The organism is Brevibacillus sp. FSL K6-0770 (assembly GCF_038000275.1).
In the GTDB taxonomy this organism is placed as follows: domain Bacteria; phylum Bacillota; class Bacilli; order Brevibacillales; family Brevibacillaceae; genus Brevibacillus; species Brevibacillus parabrevis.
The window spans coordinates 225374-248684 of the sequence record NZ_JBBOBQ010000001.1 but is presented as its reverse complement, the minus strand read 5'-3'; the positions used below and the strand labels follow the sequence as shown (position 1 = coordinate 248684).

Here is a 23311-nt window from a genome sequence, read left to right as displayed (position 1 = left end):
TACCTCCTCTCTGTCAAGAGAAATTTAGCGCTTCTTGGATTTCTTGTCGTTGTCGACGTGACCCTTGAAGGTACGAGTTGGTGCGAATTCACCCAATTTATGACCAACCATGTCTTCCGATACGTATACTGGTACATGTTTGCGGCCATCGTATACTGCAAACGTGTGTCCTACGAACTCAGGGAAGATGGTGGAACGGCGAGACCAAGTTTTGATCACGCGTTTCTCGTTCTTTTCATTTTGCTCGTCAACTTTTTTCATCAAGTGGTCATCCACGAAAGGACCCTTTTTTAAGCTACGTCCCATTAGTGAACCTCCCTTCGCCAAAGGCGTTCGGTATTATATCAGCCTACCTTATTTCTTGCGGCGGCGGATGATGTATTGGTCGGACTTGTTCTTCTTCTTGCGAGTCTTGAGACCCAGGGTTGGTTTACCCCAAGGAGTAACAGGTGCTTTACGACCGATTGGAGCGCGACCTTCACCACCACCGTGTGGGTGATCGTTAGGGTTCATTACGCTACCGCGTACAGTTGGACGGATACCCAACCAGCGGGAACGTCCTGCTTTACCGATGTTCAGCAGTTCGTGATCCAGGTTACCTACTTGACCGATGGTAGCGCGGCATACGTTATGGATGCGGCGAGTTTCACCGGAAGACAGGCGAACGATTACGAACTCACCATCACGACCGAGCAGTTGAGCAGAAGCACCAGCTGCACGCACCAGTTGTCCACCTTTACCAGGTTTCAACTCGATGTTGTGGATGGTAGTACCTACCGGGATTTTCTCCAGTGGCAGCGCGTTACCGATTTTGATGTCGGCATCTGCTCCGGATACGATCTCGTCGCCCACTTTCAGGTTGTGTGGAGCGAGGATGTAACGTTTTTCACCGTCAACATAGTTGATCAGCGCGATGTTAGCGGAACGGTTTGGATCGTACTCGATAGTAGCTACGCGACCTACGATACCATCTTTGTTACGCTTGAAGTCGATAATACGGTATTTACGTTTATGACCGCCACCTTGATGACGAACGGTAATTCTACCTTGGTTGTTGCGACCAGCTTTTTTGCTGAGAGGCGCCAACAAGGATTTTTCGGGAGTCGATGTGGTGATCTCCTCGAAAGTAGAAACCGTCATTTGGCGACGACCAGGAGAAGTCGGTTTAAACTTTTTGATACCCATGTTATTACCCTCCTTTTCGGTAGTCGTCGAGGTTATACTCCCTCGTAGAAGGCCAATTCTTTGCTGTCATCAGTCAGCTTAACGATTGCTTTCTTCCACTCGGATGTGTAACCGGAGTATTTTCCGTAGCGTTTTGGTTTCGCAGGAACACGAACAGTGTTTACTGCTTCTACTTTTACGCCAAATACTTTTTCAACAGCTTGCTTGATTTCTGTTTTGTTAGCTTTGAGAGGTACTTCGAAAACGTACTTCTTCTCAGCCATCATGTCAGTGGTGCGCTCGGTAATGACAGGGCGTTTAAGGACATCATGAAGGCTCTTCATTATGCGAGCACCTCCTCTACTTTCGCAACCGCTTCTTTCGTCACGATTACTTTGTCATGCGCTACCAGATCCAGAACGTTAATGCCTGCAGCATCTACGAATTTGGCACCTGGGATGTTACGGGAAGAGAGAGCTACGTTTTGATCGTACTCGGAAGTCACGATCAGAACTTTGCGATCTGCTTTCAAGCTGTTCAGAACAGCTGTCATTTCCTTGGTTTTAGGAGCTGCGAAGTTCAGAGCTTCCAGAACCAGGAGTTCGTTGTTTTGTACTTTCGCGGACAGTGCGGATTTCAGAGCCAAACGGCGAACTTTACGGTTCAGTTTGTAACCGTATTTGCGCGGAGTTGGACCGAATACAACACCGCCACCTTTCCATTGCGGAGAGCGAATGGAACCTTGGCGTGCGCGACCTGTACCTTTTTGGCGCCATGGCTTGCGGCCACCACCACGTACTTCAGAGCGGTTCTTTACATCGTGTGTTCCTTGACGTTGGGATGCTTGTTGCATCACGATCGCATCGTACAGAACAGCGTTGTTAGGCTCAATCCCGAACACGCTATCTGCCAATTCGATTTCGCCAACTTGAGAACCAGTTTGGTTATAAAGAGCTACTTTCGGCATGTCAGTTCCTCCTTTCCTTAGTGTTTCTTGACTGCCGTCGATACGAGCACGCAGCTGTTTTTCGGGCCAGGCACGGAGCCTTTAACGAGAATCAGGTTGCGAGCAGCATCTACTTTAACTACTTCCAGGTTTTGAATGGTTACGTTGTCGCCACCCATTTGACCTGGCAGGGTTTGACCTTTGAAAACGCGGTTTGGAGCGACAGCACCCATGGAACCAGGACCGCGATGGTAACGCGAACCGTGAGCCATAGGACCGCGGGATTGGTTGTGACGTTTGATCGCACCTTGGAAACCTTTACCCTTGGTTACGCCGGATACGTCAACGATTTCTCCCTCGGCAAAAATGTCTACTTTCAACTCTTGACCAACCTCGTAATCAGCGAGGTTAATTCCGCGAATTTCGCGAACGAAGCGCTTAGGAGCAGTGTTAGCTTTTGCTGCATGGCCTTTTTCCGGCTTGTTAGCGCGCTGTTCTTTTTTGTCTTCGAAGCCGATTTGGATCGCTTCGTAGCCGTCGTTCTCCACGTCTTTCTTTTGAAGAACCACGTTAGAACCTGCTTCGATAACCGTTACAGCGATCGCTGTTCCGTTTGGACCAAAAACTTGAGTCATTCCAAGTTTTTTCCCTAAGATTCCTTTGGTCATTTGTGCCACCTCCTGTGCTTATTTCAGTAAAACGTTTTTTATGTTGTATCAAGTCCCCATCGATGCGCAGGGGTGCCATTTTAAGGGTTTGTTGCTTGGTATAACACGCTTATCAAGACAACGTCTGCGCGTGTATCGCTTTTTGGGACCTTACAGTTTGATCTCGATATCTACACCAGACGGCAGATCCAGACGCATCAAAGCATCTACTGTTTGTGGTGTAGGGTTCAAGATGTCGATCAAACGTTTGTGAGTACGCATCTCGAATTGCTCACGAGAATCTTTGTACTTATGCACCGCACGCAGGATCGTATAAACTGCTTTCTCGGTAGGAAGCGGAATTGGACCGGATACGTTTGCACCGGAACGCTTCGCTGTGTCCACGATTTTCTCCGCGGATTGATCGAGGATTTTGTGATCATACGCCTTCAAACGAATACGAATCTTTTGCTTTGCCATTTTAGTCCCTCCTTTTTCGCCCATTTATTAAACAGACATTTCTCCGTGGAAATATCCTGCACCCCGGTCATGGCAAAGGGGCCGGGTGTGTCAGCAACCTCCCACATCATCGCAAGTCCATGACCAACATTCAATATTGTACTAAAAATATTTGGGCTACGCAAGTGATTTCTTAGTTTGCCGCACATTTTTTTGTACACGCGAGCCTACTGAAAGACTCACCTTGAACATCTTACTGATTTCTGAGCAGAAAGGCAAGCGGGATTCCCTGCCAACTCGCCACTGTTCTATCTATAATAGAAAGAACACGTTATACTTAAAGGGATTCGTCATTGCAAAGGAGGTTATTTGTATGTCTGAGACCATGCGCACTCCCTATGAGATGATCGGCGGGGCTGATACTTTGTCCCGTCTGGTTGATACATTTTACGACCTGGTTGCCCGGCACCCTGACCTTGCTCCGCTCTTCCCCGAAGACTTTACGGAAGTGAAAGAGCGCCAATATATGTTTCTTACCCAGTTTCTCGGTGGGCCTACCCTCTATTCAAATCGCCACGGACATCCGATGCTGCGTGCACGCCACATTCGTTTCCCCATTGGCCCTGTACAGGCAGAAGCCTGGTTGGCTTGCATGAAAACGGCGATGGACAAAACCGGACTTGAGGGCGAGATACGCGAGCAAATTTTTGAGCGTCTGCGTTTGACCGCTTATCATATGGTGAACAAGTGGGACCAAGAAGAAAAAGCGTAGGGATCTCCCTACGCTTTTGTTATTTTAGCCATCGTTTTTGCTGAGCTGGACTTCGTCTTGACGAGGTTTCTTGATCCGAGGTACACCCCGGCCACAATCATTAACAGCGCGAGCATGTGGACCAGCTTTAATTGTTCCCCCAGGAACAGCGCTGCAAAGAACAGGCTCGCCATTGGCATTCCGTTCAAGAACAAGGCAGTTCGGCTTGCTCCCAGCTGGCGAATACCATAATTCCAGCCTACCGAACCCAAAGCTGTAGAAAGCGCCCCGGAAATGAAGATCACCAGCCATTGGAACGCAGACACTTCAAGCGACAAGTAGTAGGATGCCGGTTGCAGCGTGAGAGCTGTCGCCCACAAAAACGCGATTCCGAACATTTGCGACAAGGCTGTGATCAGCAGCACAGGAACTCCCCGGACGACAAGCTTGCGAATCAATAAGCCGCCAGTGACGTACATCAGCATGGAGAAAAACATGATCGCATCTCCCCAGCCGTTCATATGGATTCCGCCATGTTGCGAAATGACGACAATCAACACTCCCGCAAACCCTACGCCAATGCCGAGTCCTTTTTGCCACGACATGTGTTCTCCGAGGAAAAGCATAGCCAGCAGAGCTGTTGCCAGTGGGTTCAATCCGAGGATCAGCGACGCATTGCCTGCTGTAGTCGTCTGCACGCCTGCTGCCAATGTGATCTGGTGCAACGCAATAGAGCTGGCCCCTACTCCGGCAATCAACAGCCAATCTGTTTTTTTCAACCGCAAGCTCGTTCTGTATTTATAAATGATTGGCGCCAAGCAAATTCCTGCGACCGTCATGCGAATAGCTGCTACATACAGCGGCGGAAACGACGTGAGATACTTTACCATTACCACGTTCAAGCCCCAAAGTATGACTACGCCAGCCAGCATGAAAAATAACAGCTTTTCATTGTTTTTCATTTCTCTATCCCCCATCCGCTGATCGTATTGTAGCACACGGTCATCTATTGGCTTATTGAATCATTTTGATGGGAGCCATGCAGAAAATCGATGAGAGTAAACAGGCAAAAAGAAAAACCCGACAACATATGCTGTCGGGTTTTTGTACGTATCAGTAAATCCTACGCGTCGATAGAAGCTACAACGCCAGCGCCTACTGTACGGCCACCTTCGCGGATCGCGAAGCGAGTACCTTGTTCCATCGCTACTGGAGCGATCAGTTCAACGGTGAACTCAGTGTTGTCGCCAGGCATGATCATTTCAACGCCTTCTGGCAGTTGGATGATACCTGTAACGTCAGTTGTACGGAAGTAGAATTGTGGACGGTAGTTAGCAAAGAAAGGAGTGTGACGTCCGCCCTCTTCTTTGGACAGAACGTAAACTTCTGCTTTGAACTTAGTGTAAGGCTTAACGGAACCTGGTTTCGCCAAGCATTGTCCACGCTCGATGTCTTTACGGTCTACACCGCGCAAGAGAGCACCGATGTTGTCACCAGCTTGAGCTTGATCCAGCAATTTGCGGAACATCTCAACACCAGTTACAGTGGAAGTTTTTGTTTCTTCAGCCAGACCGATGATCTCAACTGGGTCACCAACTTTAACGATACCGCGCTCTACACGACCAGTAGCAACTGTACCACGGCCAGTGATTGTGAACACGTCCTCAACTGGCATCAGGAAAGGCTTGTCAGTTGCGCGCTCAGGAGTTGGGATGTAGCTGTCAACAGCGTCCATCAGTTCAACGATTTTCTTAGCCCAGTCACCAGTTGGGTTGTCCAAAGCTTCTTTAGCAGAACCTTTGATTACTGGAGTGTCGTCACCTGGGAACTCGTATTGAGACAGCAGGTCACGGATTTCCATTTCAACCAGTTCGAGCAACTCTTCATCGTCTACCATGTCGCATTTGTTCATGAATACTACGATGTAAGGTACGCCTACTTGTTTGGAGAGCAGGATGTGCTCGCGAGTTTGTGGCATTGGGCCATCAGCTGCGGATACAACCAGGATAGCTCCGTCCATTTGAGCAGCACCAGTAATCATGTTTTTCACATAGTCCGCGTGACCAGGGCAGTCAACGTGTGCATAGTGACGGTTGTCAGTTTCGTACTCAACGTGTGCTGTGTTGATTGTGATACCGCGCTCTTTTTCTTCTGGAGCAGCGTCAATCGCAGCATAGTTCATTGCTTTTGCTTTACCTTGTGTTGCCAATACAGTAGTGATGGCAGCAGTCAGGGTAGTTTTACCGTGGTCAACGTGACCAATAGTACCGATGTTAACGTGTGGTTTATTACGCTCAAATTTTTCTTTTGCCATGAGAGCTAAAGCCTCCTTAAATGATAAGGGTTTTATAGGTAAGAAAGGTTTACCCTACCAAGGGTTGTACCTTAAATATTGTAAACCTTTCCTGATTCAAGATAAAGCGGAACCGTAAATTATTCGCCTTTAGATTTCTTAACGATTTCTTCAGCGATGAATTTAGGTACTTCTTCGTAGTGGTCGATCACCATGGAGTAAACGCCACGGCCTTGGGTACGGGAACGAAGAACTGTGGAGTATCCGAACATCTCGGACAGTGGTACCATTGCACGGATTACTTGTGCATTTGCACGAGCTTCCATACCTTCGATACGACCGCGGCGGGAGTTCAGGTCACCCATTACGTCGCCCATGTACTCTTCAGGCATTGTAACTTCTACTTTCATGATTGGCTCGAGCAATACAGCGCCACATTTTTTCGCAGCTTCTTTCAGAGCGAGAGAACCTGCTACTTTAAATGCCATCTCGGAGGAGTCGACATCATGGTAGCTACCGTCTACGATAGTAGCTTTGATATCAACCAGCGGGAAGCCGGCGATAACACCATTTTTCATCGCTTCTTCGATACCCGCTTGTACAGCAGGGATGTATTCGCGCGGTACCACACCACCGACGATTTTGTTTTCGAATTGGAAGCCTTGACCTGGTTCGAGAGGAGCGAACTCCACCCAAACGTGACCGTATTGACCACGACCACCGGACTGGCGAACGAATTTACCTTCCACTTTCGCTTCTTTCCGGAATGTTTCACGGTAAGCTACTTGTGGTGCACCTACGTTCGACTCGACTTTAAATTCGCGTTTCAGACGGTCAACAATGATCTCCAGGTGAAGCTCACCCATACCGGAGATGATCGTTTGACCAGTCTCTTCGTCTGTGCGGGTTCTGAACGTTGGATCCTCTTCAGCCAGTTTGGACAGGCCGATACCCATCTTGTCTTGGTCTGCTTTGGATTTTGGTTCGATCGCAACAGAGATAACTGGCTCTGGGAACTCCATAGACTCAAGGATTACTGGAGCCTTTTCATCACACAGAGTATCACCAGTTGTTGTATCTTTCAAACCTACAGCTGCAGCAATGTCACCGGAGTAAACGATTTGAATCTCTTCGCGGTGGTTTGCGTGCATTTGCAGGATACGACCTACACGCTCACGTTTACCTTTTGTGGAGTTCAGAACGTAAGAACCGGAGTTCAGTACGCCGGAGTAAACGCGGAAGAAAGTCAGACGGCCAACATACGGGTCAGTCATGATCTTGAAAGCAAGAGCAGAGAACGGACCGTTGTCGTCAGCTGGACGTTCAACTTCATCTTCAGTGTCAGGCAAAGTACCTTTGATTGCAGGAATGTCTACTGGAGATGGCAGATAACGAACAACGTTGTCCAGCATAGGCTGAACACCTTTGTTACGGTAAGAAGATCCGCACATTACAGGAGTCAGTTTGCACTCAATTGTACCTTTACGCAGAGCTGCACGGATTTCGTCGTTGGTCAGCTCTTCGCCTTCCAAGTACTTCATCATGAGCTCTTCGTCTTGTTCCGCAGCTGCTTCAACCAGTGCAAGACGCAGCTCTTCGCATTTGTCTTTCAGGTCAGCTGGGATTTCGGTAGCGTCAGAAGTTTTGCCCAGGTCATCGGTATAGATGATTGCCTTCATTTCGATCAGGTCAACCATACCTTTGAATTGGTCTTCAGCACCGATTGGATATTGAACTGCTACAGGATTTGCACCCAGACGAGATTTGATCTGTCCCAAGCACATATCGAAGTTAGCACCCAAGATATCCATTTTGTTGATGTAGCACATACGCGGTACGCCGTAGCGGTCAGCTTGGCGCCATACGGTTTCGGTTTGCGGCTCAACGCCACCTTTTGCGTCAAAAACGGTTACAGCACCGTCAAGAACGCGCAGGGAGCGCTCAACTTCTACAGTGAAGTCTACGTGGCCTGGCGTGTCGATAATGTTGATACGATGGCCATCCCATTGAGCAGTAGTAGCAGCCGAAGTGATGGTGATACCGCGCTCTTGCTCTTGTTCCATCCAGTCCATGGTTGCTGCACCTTCGTGCACCTCACCAATTTTGTGAACGCGACCGGTGTAGAACAGAATACGCTCAGTCGTTGTCGTTTTACCAGCATCGATGTGAGCCATGATACCGATATTACGCGTATTCGGCAAAGAGAACTCGCGAGCCATTCAGGTATGCTCCTTCCATACTCGAGTTTTTGAATAAACGGGTATCCAAGACGGACACCCGATTCAATTTCCTACCAGCGATAGTGAGCAAACGCTTTGTTCGCTTCAGCCATCTTGTGCGTGTCTTCACGCTTTTTAACTGCTGCACCGGTGTTGTTAGCAGCGTCCATGATCTCGTTAGCCAGGCGTTGTTCCATGGTTTTCTCTCCACGGTTACGGGAGTAGTTAACCAACCAACGCAGACCAAGAGTGGTACGGCGCTCCGGTTTTACTTCGATCGGTACTTGGTAGTTAGCACCACCTACACGGCGAGCTTTAACTTCCAGTACAGGCATTACGTTTTTCAGTGCTTCTTCAAACACTTCCATCGGGTTGCGGCTTGTGCGCTCCTGAATGATGGTGAATGCGTTGTAGAGAATATTTTGCGCTACACCGCGTTTGCCATCCAACATCAGACGGTTAATCAAGCGAGTAACCAGCTTGCTGTTGTAAATAGGATCTGGCAACACGTCACGACGGGTTACAGGACCTTTACGAGGCATCGTATTCCCTCCTTCTTTTCGGTATAAATTCACGCCACTTCAAAGGCGCTTTTCTTATTTCTTTTTCGCTGCTGCAGCTGCTTGACCTGGTTTTGGACGTTTTGTACCGTATTTGGAACGACCTTGTTTACGGTTGTTTACGCCAGCAGTGTCAAGTGCACCACGAACGATATGGTAGCGTACCCCTGGCAAGTCTTTTACACGACCGCCGCGCACCAGCACGACGCTATGCTCTTGCAGGTTGTGGCCAATACCACCGATGTAAGCTGTTACCTCGATTCCGTTTGTCAAACGCACACGAGCGTATTTACGCAACGCGGAGTTCGGTTTTTTCGGAGTCATGGTACCTACACGAGTGCAAACACCACGTTTTTGAGGAGAGCTTTGGTTGGTTTGGCTTTTCTTGAAGCTGTTGTACCCTTTTTGCAAAGCTGGGGACTTAGACTTCACAACCTTGTCCTCGCGACCTTTACGCACCAATTGGTTAATTGTAGGCATGATGTTACCTCCCTTCTTAATACCCAATCTTCAAGACCACAGATCCAGGTGAGTCATTTTTAGGCCAAATAGAAAGTTCTTGTCCATCTTTTACGCATCGCGCAACAGACAAAAACATCGTTAACCACTTTTCTTAATCGCAGCGGTAGCCGCTCCCACTTCAATTCCGCACGCTTTGCCTAGACGGCGCATGGAATCTACATGAATGACTGGAACACCCTTCTCTTTGCAAAGGAGCTCGACTTTTTGGGTCAAACGTCTATCAGCATCAACCGCGATGTACACTGCTTCAACCTGCTGGTTTTCCACAGCTTTCATCGTTTGCTTAACACCGATCGTCAACTCCTTGGCCCGCTCTACTTTTTCATAAGACATGATTCTCATATCCTCCAAAGTACAGATATCAGGCACACTTGAATATAATATCAGGTGGGTTCGCTGTTGTCAACGCCCAACTCATATTTTTTATTCAGGAAGGCGCCCGCCAAAATCTGGCGGACGCCACCCCCACAATTACTCTACAGAAACCGCTTCTTGCTCAGCTTTGAGAGCTTCGAGTTCTGCTTCGTAATCAACCTGACTTGCTACTTTTACATTGCGATAGCGAGACATACCGGTACCTGCCGGAACAAGTTTCCCGATAATCACGTTTTCTTTCAGACCGAGCAGGCGATCCACTTTTCCTTTGATCGCTGCGTCTGTGAGAACGCGCGTTGTCTCCTGGAAGGAAGCCGCCGACAGGAAGGAGTCGGTTTCCAGGGATGCTTTTGTAATCCCCAAAAGAACCGGACGACCCACTGCTGGATTTTTGCCTTCGATGAGAACTTTTGCGTTCGCTTGCTCAAACTCAGGAACTTCCACATAAGAGCCTGGCAAGAGGTCTGTATCTCCGCTGTCGATGACGCGCAGCTTGCGGAGCATCTGACGGATCATAACCTCAACGTGCTTGTCGTTAATTTCTACACCCTGCATGCGGTAAACTTTTTGTACCTCTTGCAAAATGTAGTTGGAAACGCCGCGCATGCCGCGAACTTTGAGCATTTCTTTCGGGTCGACGGAACCTTCCGTGAGCTCGTCACCAGCGCTCAGCTTGACACCAACAGATACTTTGATGCGCGAGCCGTATGGAGCAGCGTACACTTTGTTTTCCGCTTCACCGCGAACTTCGATTTCACGACGGTCTTTACCTTCACGAATGTCGACAACTTCCCCGTCGATTTCAGAAATAACGGCTTGACCTTTCGGATTGCGCGCTTCGAACAACTCTTGAATACGCGGCAAACCTTGGGTAATATCGTCTCCCGCAACCCCACCGGTATGGAAGGTACGCATGGTCAGCTGGGTACCCGGCTCACCAATGGACTGAGCGGCAATAATACCAACCGCTTCCCCAACTTCCACTTCGGCTCCTGTTGCCAGGTTGCGTCCGTAGCAAAGTTTGCAGACACCATGGCTGGTGCGGCAAGCAAGTACGTTACGGATGTAGACACTTGTGATGCCCACTTTTTCGATATACTCGGCAACCTCTTCGGAAATTTCCTCGTTGCGGCCGATGATGACTTCTTTTGTTTCCGGGTGGCGGAGTGTCTCGAAGCATGTACGTCCAACCAGACGGTCAGACAGCTTCTCGATTTCTTCACGGCCATCCTTGATCGCTGTAACACGAATACCTTTATCTGTACCGCAATCTTTTTCGCGGACGATCACGTCTTGGGCAACGTCTACGAGACGACGGGTCAAGTAACCCGAGTCCGCAGTACGCAGCGCCGTATCGGCGAGACCTTTCCGCGCACCGTGCGTGGAGATAAAGTACTCCAATACAGTCAGACCTTCACGGAAGTTGGATTTGATCGGCAACTCGATGATTCGACCGGATGGGTTCGCCATCAGACCGCGCATACCAGCGAGCTGAGTGATCTGGGATACGTTACCGCGGGCACCGGAGTTCGCCATCATGAAGATCGCATTGAACTTATCCATGGACTTCATGAGTACCTCGGTTACCTCATCCTTGGCTTTGGACCAGATGGAGATAACGCGGTCATAACGCTCATCCTCAGTAATCAGACCACGGCGGAACTGCGTCATGACAGTTGCAACCTTTTGATCCGCTTCATCGAGGATGTCTTTCTTCTTGCCAGGTACGGCAATGTCCGCTACCGCGATTGTGATACCCGCTTTAGTGGAGTACGTGAAGCCAAGCTCTTTGATTCTGTCGAGAATCATGGAAGTTTTCATCGTGCCGAAGCGACGGAAGCACTCGGAAATGATCGTTCCCAGGAAGCCTTTTTTCACCGCACCCGGATCTGGCAGGTTGCGCACAAACTCGGTTACGTTGGTACCTTTGTCAAAAATAAAGTATTCGTCAGGAACCATGTTTTGCAGGTTCGATTTGGTCGGAACGTTGATGAACGGCAAATCTGGAGGGAAGATCTCGTTGAAGATCACTTTCCCTACTGTCGTTACGATGAGCGCGTTCTGTTGGCGTTCAGTAAAGCTGGTTTTGTTCAGGCGTCTCGCTGGCAAAACGATGCGCGTATGCAAGCTGATGAAGCCTTGCTGGTAAGCAGCGATCGCATCATGAGGATCGCGATAGATCGTACCCTCGCCTTTGTCGCCTTCACGTTCCAGTGTCAGATAGTAAGAACCAAGCACCATGTCCTGGGATGGCGTTACTACTGGTTTACCGTCTTTCGGGTTCAAGATGTTTTGCGCTGCCAGCATGAGGATACGGGCTTCTGCCTGCGCCTCTGCGGACAACGGAACGTGAACCGCCATTTGGTCACCGTCGAAGTCAGCGTTGTACGCTGTACAAACGAGCGGGTGCAAACGGATCGCACGGCCTTCAACCAATACTGGTTCGAAAGCCTGGATACCCAGACGGTGCAAGGTGGGGGCACGGTTCAGAAGCACCGGATGCTCGCGAATCACGTCTTCGAGAACGTCCCATACTTCAGGCTGAACGCGCTCTACCTTGCGCTTGGCGCTCTTGATGTTATGAGCGAGTCCTTTGGAAACGAGCTCTTTCATCACGAACGGTTTGAAGAGTTCCAATGCCATTTCTTTTGGCAAACCGCACTGGTACATCTTCAGGTTAGGTCCTACAACGATAACGGAACGACCGGAGTAGTCAACGCGCTTACCGAGCAAGTTTTGGCGGAAACGTCCTTGTTTACCTTTCAGCATGTGGCTGAGAGATTTCAGCGGACGGTTACCTGGTCCAGTTACCGGACGGCCGCGACGACCGTTGTCGATAAGTGCGTCTACTGCTTCCTGCAGCATCCGTTTTTCGTTTTGTACGATAATGTCAGGAGCACCCAGTTCAAGCAGGCGCTTCAGACGGTTATTCCGGTTGATTACGCGACGGTACAGGTCATTCAAGTCGGAAGTGGCAAAACGTCCACCATCGAGTTGAACCATTGGGCGAAGCTCTGGCGGGATTACCGGCAGTACGTCCAGAACCATCCAATCCGGGTGGTTTCCGGAGTTGCGGAATGCCTCAAGCACTTCCAGACGTTTGATCGCACGGTTGCGACGTTGGCCTTGTGCTGTTTTCAGGTCTTCTTTCAACGTTTCCACATCTTTGTCCAGATCGATTTCCGCGAGCAGGCGTTTGATCGCCTCAGCTCCCATCATCGCTTGGAAAGAGTGGCCATACTTCTCACGATAGTTGCGGTACTCTTTTTCCGAGAGCAGCTGCTTTTTATCGAGTGGTGTATCACCTGGATCAGTTACTACATAAGAAGCGAAGTAGATAACTTCTTCCAGGGAACGCGGGGACATGTCGAGCACCAAGCCCATGCGGCTTGGAATCCCTTTGAAATACCAGATGTGAGAAACTGGGGCAGCCAGTTCAATATGCCCCATGCGCTCACGCCGTACTTTGGCGCGGGTCACTTCCACGCCGCAACGGTCGCACACTACACCTTTATAACGCACACGCTTGTACTTACCGCAATGGCACTCCCAGTCTTTGGTCGGTCCAAAGATGCGTTCGCAGAACAAGCCGTCTTTTTCCGGTTTCAGTGTGCGGTAGTTGATCGTCTCTGGCTTTTTCACTTCCCCGAAAGACCACGAACGGATCTTATCGGGGGAAGCCAAGCCGATCTTCATATATTCGAAGTTGTTCACGTCTATCACAGGGCGTTACCTCCCTTTGTACCGGAATCTTACTCGTCGTTCAAGCTTCCACCTTCGAGAACGAGGTTCAGTTTTTCACCGTTGCCTTCATCCTCATCTTCCATTTCACGCATTTCAATCTCCTGCTCGTCGCCGGACAGGATTTTCACGTCCATACCCAAGCTTTGCAGTTCCTTGATCAGAACCTTGAACGATTCAGGAACACCTGGCTCTGGCACGTTTTCACCTTTGACAATCGCTTCGTACGTCTTCACGCGACCCACGACGTCATCCGACTTGACGGTGAGAATTTCCTGCAAGGTGTAGGCTGCACCGTAAGCTTCCAATGCCCAAACCTCCATCTCCCCGAAACGCTGTCCGCCGAATTGAGCTTTACCACCCAATGGCTGTTGAGTAACGAGAGAGTATGGACCGGTAGAACGGGCGTGAATCTTGTCATCTACCAAGTGAGCCAGTTTCAGCATGTATACGCATCCGACCGTTACACGACGATCGAACGGTTCACCTGTACGTCCATCATACAAGATGGTTTTACCATCACGGTCGAGGCCAGCCTCTTCCAAAGTCTCGAATACTTCTGCCTGACGGGCACCGTCGAATACAGGTGTCGCCACATGGATGCCGAGAAGCTTCGCTGCCATACCCAAGTGAGTCTCCAATACCTGACCGATGTTCATACGGGAAGGTACGCCCAACGGGTTCAGTACGATTTCAACAGGAGAGCCGTCTGGGAGGAATGGCATATCCTCTTCTGGCATGATCCGGGCAATAACCCCTTTGTTACCATGTCGTCCGGCCATCTTGTCACCCACGGAGATTTTCCGTTTTTGGGCGATGTAGACACGAACCAGTTGATTCACGCCTGGAGGCAGCTCGTCGCCGTTCTCACGCGTAAACACTTTCACGTCTACGATAATACCGGAACCACCATGCGGTACGCGCAGGGATGTATCGCGAACTTCACGGGCTTTTTCCCCGAAAATGGCGTGCAAGAGGCGTTCTTCCGCAGTCAGCTCGGTAACCCCTTTTGGCGTTACTTTACCAACGAGAATGTCGCCGTCTTGAATCTCAGCGCCGACGCGGATAATACCGCGCTCATCCAGGTTTTTCAGAGCGTCTTCCCCGACGTTAGGAATATCGCGGGTGATCTCTTCTGGGCCCAGCTTGGTGTCGCGAGCTTCGGACTCGTATTCTTCAATATGGATCGACGTATAAACGTCATCCTTCACAAGCTTCTCACTCAGGAGAATCGCATCCTCGTAGTTGTAACCTTCCCACGTCATAAACGCGACGATTACGTTACGACCCAATGCCAATTCACCTTTTTCGGTGGAAGGACCGTCACCAATGATGTCGCCTTTTTCAATCCAGTCTCCGCGGCTTACGATCGGACGCTGGTTGATGCAGGTTCCCTGGTTGGAACGGATGAACTTGTGCATTTTGTATTTGTCGATATCGCCAGCAACTTTCTTGCCGTCGATTTCTTTATAGCGGCGAATCCAGATTTCGCGAGCCGTTACACGCTCAACTTGACCCGGATGCTTGGCAACGATCGCCACACCGGAGTCTTGCGCTGCTTTGTGCTCCATACCCGTACCGACGAACGGTGCTTGTGGAATCAAAAGCGGAACGGCCTGCCGCTGCATGTTTGAACCCATCAGCGCGCGGTTCGCGTCATCGTTCTCAAGGAACGGAATGAGCGCCGTCGCAACGGATACAACTTGCTTAGGCGATACGTCCATGAAGTCTACCTTGTCGCGAGGCACGCTCAAGATCTCGCCTTTACGACGGCAGATAACCATGTCGTTCACGAAGCGTCCATCATCATCGAGAGGCTGGTTCGCCTGCGCCACGTTGAAAACATCCTCTTCATCCGCAGTCAGATAGACGATGTCCCTCAACACAAAGCCTGTTTCCGGGTCTACCTTGCGGCGTGGCGTTTCAATGAAGCCGTAGTCGTTAATGCGCGCAAAGGACGACAGGGAGTTGATCAAACCGATGTTTGGTCCCTCTGGCGTCTCAATTGGACACATACGGCCGTAGTGAGAGTGGTGAACGTCGCGCACTTCAAAGCCCGCGCGCTCACGCGTCAAACCACCAGGTCCGAGAGCGGACAGACGGCGTTTGTGCGTCAGCTCAGCCAATGGGTTGGTTTGGTCCATAAACTGAGACAGCTGGGAGCTTCCGAAGAACTCTTTCAGCGACGCAATAACAGGACGGATGTTAATCAGAGCCTGCGGCGTGATTTGGTTCTGATCCTGAATGGACATACGCTCGCGAACCACGCGCTCCATACGGGACAAACCGATACGGAACTGGTTCTGCAAAAGCTCACCCACGGAACGGAGACGACGGTTGCCCAAGTGGTCAATATCGTCAGTGGAACCAACGCCATGAAGCAGGTTCATGAAATAGTTGATCGCCGAAACGATATCCGCCGGCGTAATATGCTTGAAGGATTTATCCACATTTCCGTTTCCGATGACTTTGATGATCTTGCCATCTTCAATCGGAGAGAAAATATTAATGGATTGCAGATGAATCGTCTCTTCTTCCAAAACGCCGCCATGCGTACGAACATCAAGGAAACCAATGTTGGTTTCCAACGCAGGCACAATGCGATCCAGTACGCGGCGGTCAATCATTTGTCCCGCCTCGGCAAAAATTTCGCCGGTTTTGGTATCTACCAATGTTTCAGCCAAACGCTGGTTGTACAGACGGTTTTTCAGATGAAGCTTTTTGTTCATCTTGTAGCGACCTACAGAAGCCAGGTCGTAACGTTTTGGATCGAAGAAACGAGAGATCAAGAGGCTCTTCGCGTTTTCGACTGTTGGCGGCTCACCCGGACGAAGGCGCTCGTAAATCTCGATCAGCGCTTTTTCCGTAGAGTCGGTATTGTCTTTTTCCAGCGTGTTCTTGATGTACTCATCTTCACCCAGCAAGTTGAGAATCTCGATGTCGGAACCGAAGCCCAGTGCACGCAAAAGAACCGTTACCGGGATTTTTCGCGTACGGTCGATGCGGACATAAATTACGTCTTTCGCATCGGTCTCCAGCTCCAGCCACGCACCCCGGTTCGGGATTACCGTAGCTGTAAACGTCTGCTTGCCGTTTTTGTCCACTTTGGTGTTGTAATATACACTGGGGGAACGAACAAGCTGGCTGACGATTACGCGCTCAGCACCATTAATAATGAAGGTTCCCGTTTCGGTCATGAGCGGGAAATCCCCCATGAAGACTTCTTGTTCCTTCACTTCTCCCGTCTCTTTGTTCAACAAACGTACCTTCACACGCAGAGGCGCCGCATAGGTGACGTCACGTTCTTTCGACTCGTCAACATCGTACTTTGGCTCTCCCAAGCTGTAGTCGATAAACTCCAGCACGAGATTGCCAGTGAAGTCCTGGATTGGCGAAATGTCTTGGAACATCTCACGGAGCCCCTCATCAAGGAACCATTGGTAGGACTTTTGCTGAATCTCGATGAGATTTGGAAGGCCCAGCACTTCGTTAATACGTGAATACGTACGACGCTGGCGGTGTCGGCCACTTTGAATCACTTTACCTGCCAACTTATTCACCCCTCAGGTTGTGTTTTCACACATAGAAACTTGGCATTCGGCAATCTTGCAATTGCAGGCGAACACCTTAAAATAAAAATGGGTTAAAGCAGCATCAACCATTTTTAACCCAGAGAAACTCTATTTTAAAAGAATTCCCATGTTTTTACACAAACATTCCTCTTTCAGGAAAAAAGTAGAAACGCTTGACAAACAGGGAATTACTGAAAAATAGACATTTATCCCATATTGACATTTTATAATGCTACCACAATCAAATATTCACGTCAAGAAAAGTTTTCTAATGATTATCGCTTGACTATTTGATTGCGCGAAAAATGGAGTAGCCCTTTTCCCGATCCACTTCTATCACTTCACGGTAGGTTTCTTGCAGCTTTTTCAATGCAGACGGGGCGCCTTGCTTTTTCTGAATGACTACCCACATCTCTCCACCTTCAACGAGCAGCTCATGTCCTTCAGTAAAAATGCGATGTACAATTTCTTTGCCCGCCCGAATCGGCGGATTGGTCAAAATGACGTCGTACTGCTCACCTTGCACGGCACTGTAAACATCACTGACCCGCACTTCGATATTTTTGATTCCGTTTCTTTCGGCATTCCGACGAGCCAGGTCAACCGCACGCTCGTTCACATCGATCATCGTCACTTTTCCCTGGTCAGCCAGCGTGGCAGCGGTCAAGCCAATCGGCCCGTAGCCGCACCCCACATCCAAAACCCGAGCGTGACTGCCGATCTCCATGTTTTCGATGAGCAATACACTGCCAAAATCAATCCGGTCCCGGGAAAAAACACCGGCGTCAGTGGTGAAGCGAAGCTCCCTCCCGCGAAGCACAAACGAAAATTGCTGTTCGTCATGCGCCGTTCCCGGTTGACTGGTGTAATAGTGATCTCCCACGTGTGATTCACCCTTCCTCATCGATTGAAAAAAAACTCGCCGTCCTCTTACAGAAAAACCCCCTGCCGCAGGCAAGGGGAATTTCTAAAGAAAGCTAACTTACTTCACTTCTACTTGTGCGCCAGCTTCTTCGAGTTTTGCTTTGAGAGCTTCTGCTTCGTCTTTGGAAACGCCCTCTTTGAGTGTTTTTGGAGCGTTGTCTACCAGGTCTTTTGCTTCTTTCAGACCCAGACCAGTCAGCTCGCGAACAACTTTAATAACGTTGATTTTGGAAGCTCCGCCGCTTACCAGGTTTACAGTGAACTCAGTTTGCTCAGCAGCAGCTTCAGCAGCGCCACCAGCAACTACAGCTACAGGAGCAGCAGCAGTTACACCGAATTCTTCTTCAATTGCTTTTACCAAGTCGTTCAGTTCGAGAACGGACATGCCTTTGATGGCTTCCAAGATTTGCTCTTTAGACATTTTGAAATCCTCCATTCAATGGATAGTTTTATTGAAACATCAGCCGATCAGACGATTAAGCGCCTTGACCTTCTTTTTGCTCGGCCACTGCTTTGACTGCCAGTGCAACGTTGCGCATTGGAGCTTGCAGGACGGAGAGAAGCATGGACAAGAGACCTTCGCGGGAAGGAAGAGTTGCCAGTGCATGAATTTGTTCAGCACCAACTACTTTGCCCTCGATCACGCCACCCTTGATTTCCAGCTTGTCGTTTTTCTTCGCGAATTCAGCAATAACTTTCGCTGGAGCGATGATATCGTCTTTGGAGAACGCCAAAGCGTTCGGGCCAGTCAGATATTGATCCAGTTCAGTCAAGCTTTCTTTTTCAGTAGCCAGACGAGTCAGGGAGTTTTTCAACACCTGGAACTCAACACCAGCTTCACGCAGTTGTTTGCGGAGCTCGGTAACTTGGGCTACAGTCAGACCGCGGTAGTCAGCCACCACTGTGGTTTGGCTCTCACGGAGCTTGGCTGCGATTTCGTTGATCGCTTGTACTTTCTCTTCACGAATAACGGTTGGACGAATTTCTGCCATTGTTTACACCTCCCGTGCTCTAATCCTAGAAAATGAAGAATGCCCTCGCAGACATCACGAGGGCATAATGCTCTATCGTCAAAGGAAATCAACGTTTCCTCTTTCGTACATTACACGCCTCGGAGGGATATTAAGCGTTACTCTCGCAAGTACCGCACCTTCTGTCTACGGCATATTCTTTTCATCAACAGGGACTATCTTAACAACTTCCCAAAAGGAAGTCAAGTGTCATTATTTTACAGCTACGCGTACGCCAGGGCCCATAGTGGAGCTCAGGGTTACATTTTTCATGTAAACGCCTTTAGCCGCAGCTGGTTTCGCACGGTTCAGTGCTTCAGTCAGAGCTGCCAGGTTCTCAGCCAGCTTATCAGCATCGAAGGATGCTTTTCCGATAGGAGCGTGGATGTTACCTGCTTTGTCTACGCGATACTCAATTTTACCTGCTTTGATTTCGTTAACCGCTTTTGTTACGTCGAAAGTAACAGTTCCGGTTTTAGGGTTTGGCATCAGGCCTTTTGGACCGAGTACACGACCCAATTTACCTACTTCACCCATCATGTCAGGAGTAGCTACTACGACGTCAAAGTCGAACCAGCCACCTTGAATTTTCGCGATCATGTCTGCATCGCCTACGAAGTCAGCGCCAGCAGCTTCTGCTTCTTTTGCTTTTTCGCCTTTAGCGAATACGAGAACGCGTTGTACTTTACCAGTACCGTGTGGCAATACTACAGCGCCACGGATTTGTTGGTCAGCACGTTTAGGGTCTACACCCAAACGGAATGCTGCTTCAACTGTTTCGTCGAATTTAGCAGTAGCTGCTTTTTTAACCAGCTCAATGCCTTCAACTACTTCGTATACTTTGTTTTTATCAACGAGCTTTACAGCCTCTTGATATTTCTTACCTTTTTTTGCCATGATTTAAATCTCCCTTCAATGTGGTCGTAGCGGTTAATCCTCCCACAGACAGGGGGGCACAACGTCTGTGCCCCCTTGCACTCAAGACAATTAGTCTTCGATTACGATACCCATGGAACGTGCAGTACCTTCCACCATGCGCATAGCCGCTTCCACGGATGCAGCATTCAGGTCAGGACGTTTCAGTTCAGCGATTTCGCGAACTTTATCACGTTTCAGCGTAGCAACTTTTGTTTTGTTCGGTACGCCGGATCCGGACTCGATACCAGCAGCTTTCTTCAACAGAACTGCAGCTGGAGGAGTTTTTGTAATAAAAGTGAAAGAGCGGTCTTCAAACACGGTGATTTCCACCGGAATGATCATGCCAACTTCGCTTTCTGTACGTGCATTGAATTCTTTACAGAACCCCATGATGTTTACACCAGCTTGACCGAGAGCCGGACCTACTGGAGGTGCAGGATTCGCTTTACCTGCTGGGATTTGTAATTTAATTACGCGGATAACCTTCTTAGCCACGTAAGACACCTCCTTACTTCACATGTGGTTATTACGGGGGAATGCCCCCTCCCACCTTATTAAGAAAGTCTCGTAAAAGACTTTCGATCTATAGTGAGAGTGCAAGAAACCCCAGATATTGTTGTGGGATTGTTAAAACAAAATGAAATGTACCACATAGCGCGATACTTTTCAAGTTGAATCCTAATCCAATTTTTGAACTTGTGTAAAGTCTAGCTCCACCGGTGTTTCGCGACCGAAGATGTCCACCAATACGCGAACCTTCTGTCTGTCCGGGTAAATCTCGATAATCTCCCCGGTGCGATTAGAAAATGGACCATCTGTGACGCGCACCATATCGCGGAGAGCAAAATCGACTCTGATCTTGGGAATTTCGATCCCCATTTGCTTGAGAATCGTATCGGCCTCTTCAGGACGCAGCGCTGTCGGCTTGGAGCCAGCGCCCGTGGATCCGACAAAGCCGGTAACCCCAGGAGTGTTTCGCACGACATACCAAGAGTCGTCCGTCATCACCATTTCAACAAGGACGTATCCAGGAAAAACCTTTTTCGTGACGGTGCGCTTTTTGCCATCCTTAGTCTCCACTTCTTCCTCAGTGGGAACGAGAACGCGAAAGATCTTGTCTTCCATGCCCATCGACTCGACGCGCTTCTCCAGGTTCGTCTTAACCTTGTTTTCGTAACCTGAGTACGTATGAACGACATACCATGCTTTTTCCATATCCACCAGGACGTTAACCGTCCGTCCCTCCTAAGACTTGCAAAATTACTTTCCTAGAATCAAATCGATCAAGCGCGAGATTCCCAAATCAACGACGAAGAAGAATATTGCCAGAAGCACAACCGTAATGAGAACAACCAGCGTATACGTGGTCAATTCCTTGCGGTTCGGCCAACGGACTTTCTTTAGTTCGGACATTACGTCGCCAAAGAAATCACCGGTACGGCGAAAACTGGCTCCGATTCGTGCTAAAAAACCCACTTTGCCACCCCCTGACTTCGTCGCATCAACCATTACTTCGTCTCGCGATGAAGGGTTTGCTTCTTGTCACGGGAGCAATACTTTTTCAGCTCAACACGTTCAGTAGTGGTTCGCTTGTTTTTTGTGGAGATATAGTTACGCTCGCCACACTCGGTGCACGCCAACGTGATGTTTACTCGCATTTATTGCCACCTCCATCTCATTTCAAACCTGCTATTCGTTAAATGTACTCAATGACAAATAGTACGGGAAAACCGCTACTTTTTCCTGACCATTTCATTCATCAAAGTAACCATAGAACAGAGAGATAAGAGTCTATGGCTACCTAAATAAATTTATCATACCGAAATACCCATGTCAAACAAAATGACTTGACAAAAAGAAGGGCTTTTGCTTCCATATTCACCCGAAGTCTCGTTATGTACAAAGCTTTTTGGCCCCAATGACGCGAAAAAACAAAAAGAGATTCCCTGTTTTACAGATGAATCTCTCTGCCTTCCAGATAGCGCTCCAGCTTGCGCTTGACGCGTTGCAACGCATTATCGATAGATTTGACATGGCGCTTTAGCTCAACGGCAATTTGCTGATAGGATCGTCCATCCAAATAGAGCATCAGCACCTGCCGCTCCAAATCACTTAAAATTTCACTCATTTTCCCTTCGATGTCATCAAACTCTTCGCGATTGATGAACAGCTCTTCGGGATCGGTTACTTTAGTTCCAGAAATCACATCAAGCAGCGTACGGTCAGAATCCTCGTCGTAAATAGGCTTGTCCAGCGAAACGTACGAATTGAGCGGAATGTGCTTCTGCCTGGTCGCCGTTTTGATCGCCGTGATGATTTGACGGGTAATGCAAAGCTCGGCAAATGCCTTGAACGACGTGAGCTTGTCGCCTCTGAAGTCGCGAATGGACTTGTACAGACCAATCATGCCTTCTTGTACAATGTCTTCGCGGTCAGCCCCAATAAGAAAATAGGATCTCGCTTTGGCACGCACAAAGTTCTTGTATTTGTTGATCAAATACTCCAGAGCTTCGGCATCATTATCGCGAACCAGGTCGACTACTTCTTCGTCGGTCATTAGTTCATATTGGGCATGTTTTAACTCCTTGAGGTCAACGCTCACAAATGATCCCTCCGCCAACCGGTTTCTCCATAGATGACGCTATTATACATGATGCCATAAAAAAGCGTCAACCGAATCCAAGTTATTCCCTTCTCCATTTTTCGAATATTTTCGCTATTTCGTCATTCAGCACAACCCGTTTGGAGAAGCGTTCTTCATGCGTTTTTTGAACCTGTTGCTTGATTTCCTTGCCTGCGTTTTCCATGTCCAGCAATAACTCCCTCGCGGATTTGCGCAAGGCTCCCTGTCCAAAAATAACACGTTGGGATGTGTAGTCAGAAGTCGCTACATAAATTTGTCGATTTTTTTGGTTAAATTCGGAGACAAGCTGTTCAATTTTCTCGTCAGCCGTCTCCTTTTTCTTCGTGAAATAAATTTCAACCAGAAAGTCTTCCATCTGCCGACCGATACCCGGGACGTTGTACGCGTCGAACACGATAATCACTTTTGTCCCGGTATAGCTTTGGTACTCTGCCATTTGGGAGATTAACAGATCGCGCGCCTCAGCCATCCGTTCCTGATCCTTCAAAACGCGCAGCTCTGGCCAGGCACCGATGATATTGTAGCCGTCTACGATCAACAGCTGCTTGGCTTTTCTTTTTGCCATT

General features: G+C 49.0%; 25 protein-coding genes and 1 other annotated feature. Of the genes, 1 reads left to right on the top strand and 24 read right to left on the bottom strand.

What is annotated here, in order from left to right; translation table 11 throughout:
* Positions 1-24 precede the first annotated feature (24 nt).
* The 6 genes from rpsS to rpsJ form a co-directional block, all read right to left on the bottom strand.
* The gene (gene rpsS / locus NST23_RS01425; protein ID WP_005828846.1) at positions 25-306 is read right to left on the bottom strand and encodes a 30S ribosomal protein S19; all 282 of its coding nucleotides are present in this window, start codon (positions 304-306) and stop codon (positions 25-27) included.
* A gap of 48 nt (positions 307-354) precedes the next feature.
* Entirely contained in the window at positions 355-1185 is an 831-nt protein-coding gene (rplB, locus tag NST23_RS01420; protein ID WP_063231107.1) for a 50S ribosomal protein L2, read from the bottom strand.
* 32 nt (positions 1186-1217) lie between these two features.
* On the bottom strand, positions 1218-1508 hold the full coding sequence (gene rplW, locus NST23_RS01415; protein WP_007716243.1) for a 50S ribosomal protein L23: 291 nt from the start codon (positions 1506-1508) through the stop codon (positions 1218-1220).
* Positions 1508-2131 (bottom strand): 50S ribosomal protein L4, encoded by a 624-nt coding sequence (gene rplD, locus NST23_RS01410; protein ID WP_063231108.1) that lies wholly within the window; start codon positions 2129-2131, stop codon positions 1508-1510. The genes rplW and rplD overlap by 1 nt, the downstream gene beginning before the upstream one ends.
* Positions 2132-2148: 17 nt before the next feature.
* Positions 2149-2778 (bottom strand): 50S ribosomal protein L3, encoded by a 630-nt coding sequence (rplC, locus tag NST23_RS01405; RefSeq protein WP_122966800.1) that lies wholly within the window; start codon positions 2776-2778, stop codon positions 2149-2151.
* Between the two features lie 150 nt (positions 2779-2928).
* The gene (rpsJ, locus tag NST23_RS01400; protein ID WP_005828858.1) at positions 2929-3237 is read right to left on the bottom strand and encodes a 30S ribosomal protein S10; all 309 of its coding nucleotides are present in this window, start codon (positions 3235-3237) and stop codon (positions 2929-2931) included.
* A gap of 352 nt (positions 3238-3589) precedes the next feature.
* Between rpsJ and NST23_RS01395 the strand changes: the two genes are divergently transcribed.
* Positions 3590-3988 carry a globin domain-containing protein gene (locus NST23_RS01395; RefSeq protein ID WP_122966802.1) on the top strand — a complete coding sequence of 133 codons (399 nt, stop codon included), beginning with the start codon at positions 3590-3592 and terminating at the stop codon, positions 3986-3988.
* Between the two features lie 8 nt (positions 3989-3996).
* Here NST23_RS01395 and NST23_RS01390 read toward each other — a convergent pair whose 3' ends face one another.
* The 18 genes from NST23_RS01390 to NST23_RS01305 all read right to left on the bottom strand — a co-directional run bounded on the left by NST23_RS01390 (position 3997) and on the right by NST23_RS01305 (position 23310).
* Positions 3997-4929 carry a DMT family transporter gene (locus tag NST23_RS01390; protein WP_173598086.1) on the bottom strand — a complete coding sequence of 311 codons (933 nt, stop codon included), beginning with the start codon at positions 4927-4929 and terminating at the stop codon, positions 3997-3999.
* Between the two features lie 161 nt (positions 4930-5090).
* Positions 5091-6281, bottom strand: a complete 1191-nt coding sequence (gene tuf / locus NST23_RS01385; RefSeq protein WP_122966804.1) for an elongation factor Tu — start codon at positions 6279-6281, stop codon at positions 5091-5093.
* A 119-nt stretch (positions 6282-6400) separates the two neighbouring features.
* Positions 6401-8479: an elongation factor G gene (gene fusA, locus NST23_RS01380; protein ID WP_063231113.1), complete on the bottom strand. Its 2079-nt coding sequence runs from the start codon at positions 8477-8479 to the stop codon at positions 6401-6403.
* Positions 8480-8550: 71 nt separating this feature from the next.
* The gene (rpsG, locus tag NST23_RS01375; protein WP_063231114.1) at positions 8551-9021 is read right to left on the bottom strand and encodes a 30S ribosomal protein S7; all 471 of its coding nucleotides are present in this window, start codon (positions 9019-9021) and stop codon (positions 8551-8553) included.
* Between the two features lie 54 nt (positions 9022-9075).
* The gene (gene rpsL / locus NST23_RS01370) at positions 9076-9519 is read right to left on the bottom strand and encodes a 30S ribosomal protein S12 (protein WP_005828873.1); all 444 of its coding nucleotides are present in this window, start codon (positions 9517-9519) and stop codon (positions 9076-9078) included.
* Between the two features lie 120 nt (positions 9520-9639).
* The gene (locus NST23_RS01365) at positions 9640-9894 is read right to left on the bottom strand and encodes a 50S ribosomal protein L7ae-like protein (RefSeq protein ID WP_122966806.1); all 255 of its coding nucleotides are present in this window, start codon (positions 9892-9894) and stop codon (positions 9640-9642) included.
* 138 nt (positions 9895-10032) lie between these two features.
* Entirely contained in the window at positions 10033-13659 is a 3627-nt protein-coding gene (rpoC, locus tag NST23_RS01360; RefSeq protein WP_063231116.1) for a DNA-directed RNA polymerase subunit beta', read from the bottom strand.
* A gap of 29 nt (positions 13660-13688) precedes the next feature.
* A complete protein-coding gene (rpoB, locus tag NST23_RS01355) occupies positions 13689-17228 on the bottom strand; it encodes a DNA-directed RNA polymerase subunit beta (RefSeq protein WP_122966807.1) in 3540 nt (1179 codons plus the stop codon).
* Positions 17229-17535: 307 nt separating this feature from the next.
* Complete coding sequence (locus NST23_RS01350; RefSeq protein WP_122966808.1) at positions 17536-18132, bottom strand: class I SAM-dependent methyltransferase; 597 nt, start codon at positions 18130-18132, stop codon at positions 17536-17538.
* Positions 18133-18231: 99 nt separating this feature from the next.
* A complete protein-coding gene (rplL, locus tag NST23_RS01345) occupies positions 18232-18594 on the bottom strand; it encodes a 50S ribosomal protein L7/L12 (RefSeq protein ID WP_063231119.1) in 363 nt (120 codons plus the stop codon).
* A gap of 55 nt (positions 18595-18649) precedes the next feature.
* Complete coding sequence (gene rplJ, locus NST23_RS01340; protein ID WP_063231120.1) at positions 18650-19165, bottom strand: 50S ribosomal protein L10; 516 nt, start codon at positions 19163-19165, stop codon at positions 18650-18652.
* Between the two features lie 24 nt (positions 19166-19189).
* Positions 19190-19354: a sequence feature (ribosomal protein L10 leader region), on the bottom strand.
* A gap of 42 nt (positions 19355-19396) precedes the next feature.
* Positions 19397-20080, bottom strand: a complete 684-nt coding sequence (rplA, locus tag NST23_RS01335) for a 50S ribosomal protein L1 (protein WP_122966809.1) — start codon at positions 20078-20080, stop codon at positions 19397-19399.
* Positions 20081-20170: 90 nt separating this feature from the next.
* The gene (rplK, locus tag NST23_RS01330; protein ID WP_005828886.1) at positions 20171-20596 is read right to left on the bottom strand and encodes a 50S ribosomal protein L11; all 426 of its coding nucleotides are present in this window, start codon (positions 20594-20596) and stop codon (positions 20171-20173) included.
* A 183-nt stretch (positions 20597-20779) separates the two neighbouring features.
* Entirely contained in the window at positions 20780-21316 is a 537-nt protein-coding gene (gene nusG / locus NST23_RS01325; protein WP_063231122.1) for a transcription termination/antitermination protein NusG, read from the bottom strand.
* A gap of 45 nt (positions 21317-21361) precedes the next feature.
* Positions 21362-21610, bottom strand: coding sequence for a preprotein translocase subunit SecE (gene secE / locus NST23_RS01320; protein ID WP_063231123.1), 249 nt, complete (start codon positions 21608-21610; stop codon positions 21362-21364).
* Entirely contained in the window at positions 21610-21759 is a 150-nt protein-coding gene (gene rpmG, locus NST23_RS01315; RefSeq protein WP_003392018.1) for a 50S ribosomal protein L33, read from the bottom strand. The genes secE and rpmG overlap by 1 nt, the downstream gene beginning before the upstream one ends.
* A 293-nt stretch (positions 21760-22052) precedes the next feature.
* Positions 22053-22703, bottom strand: a complete 651-nt coding sequence (sigH, locus tag NST23_RS01310; protein WP_005828894.1) for an RNA polymerase sporulation sigma factor SigH — start codon at positions 22701-22703, stop codon at positions 22053-22055.
* Between the two features lie 82 nt (positions 22704-22785).
* Positions 22786-23310, bottom strand: coding sequence for an NYN domain-containing protein (locus NST23_RS01305; RefSeq protein WP_122966810.1), 525 nt, complete (start codon positions 23308-23310; stop codon positions 22786-22788).
* Position 23311: the final 1 nt, after the last annotated feature.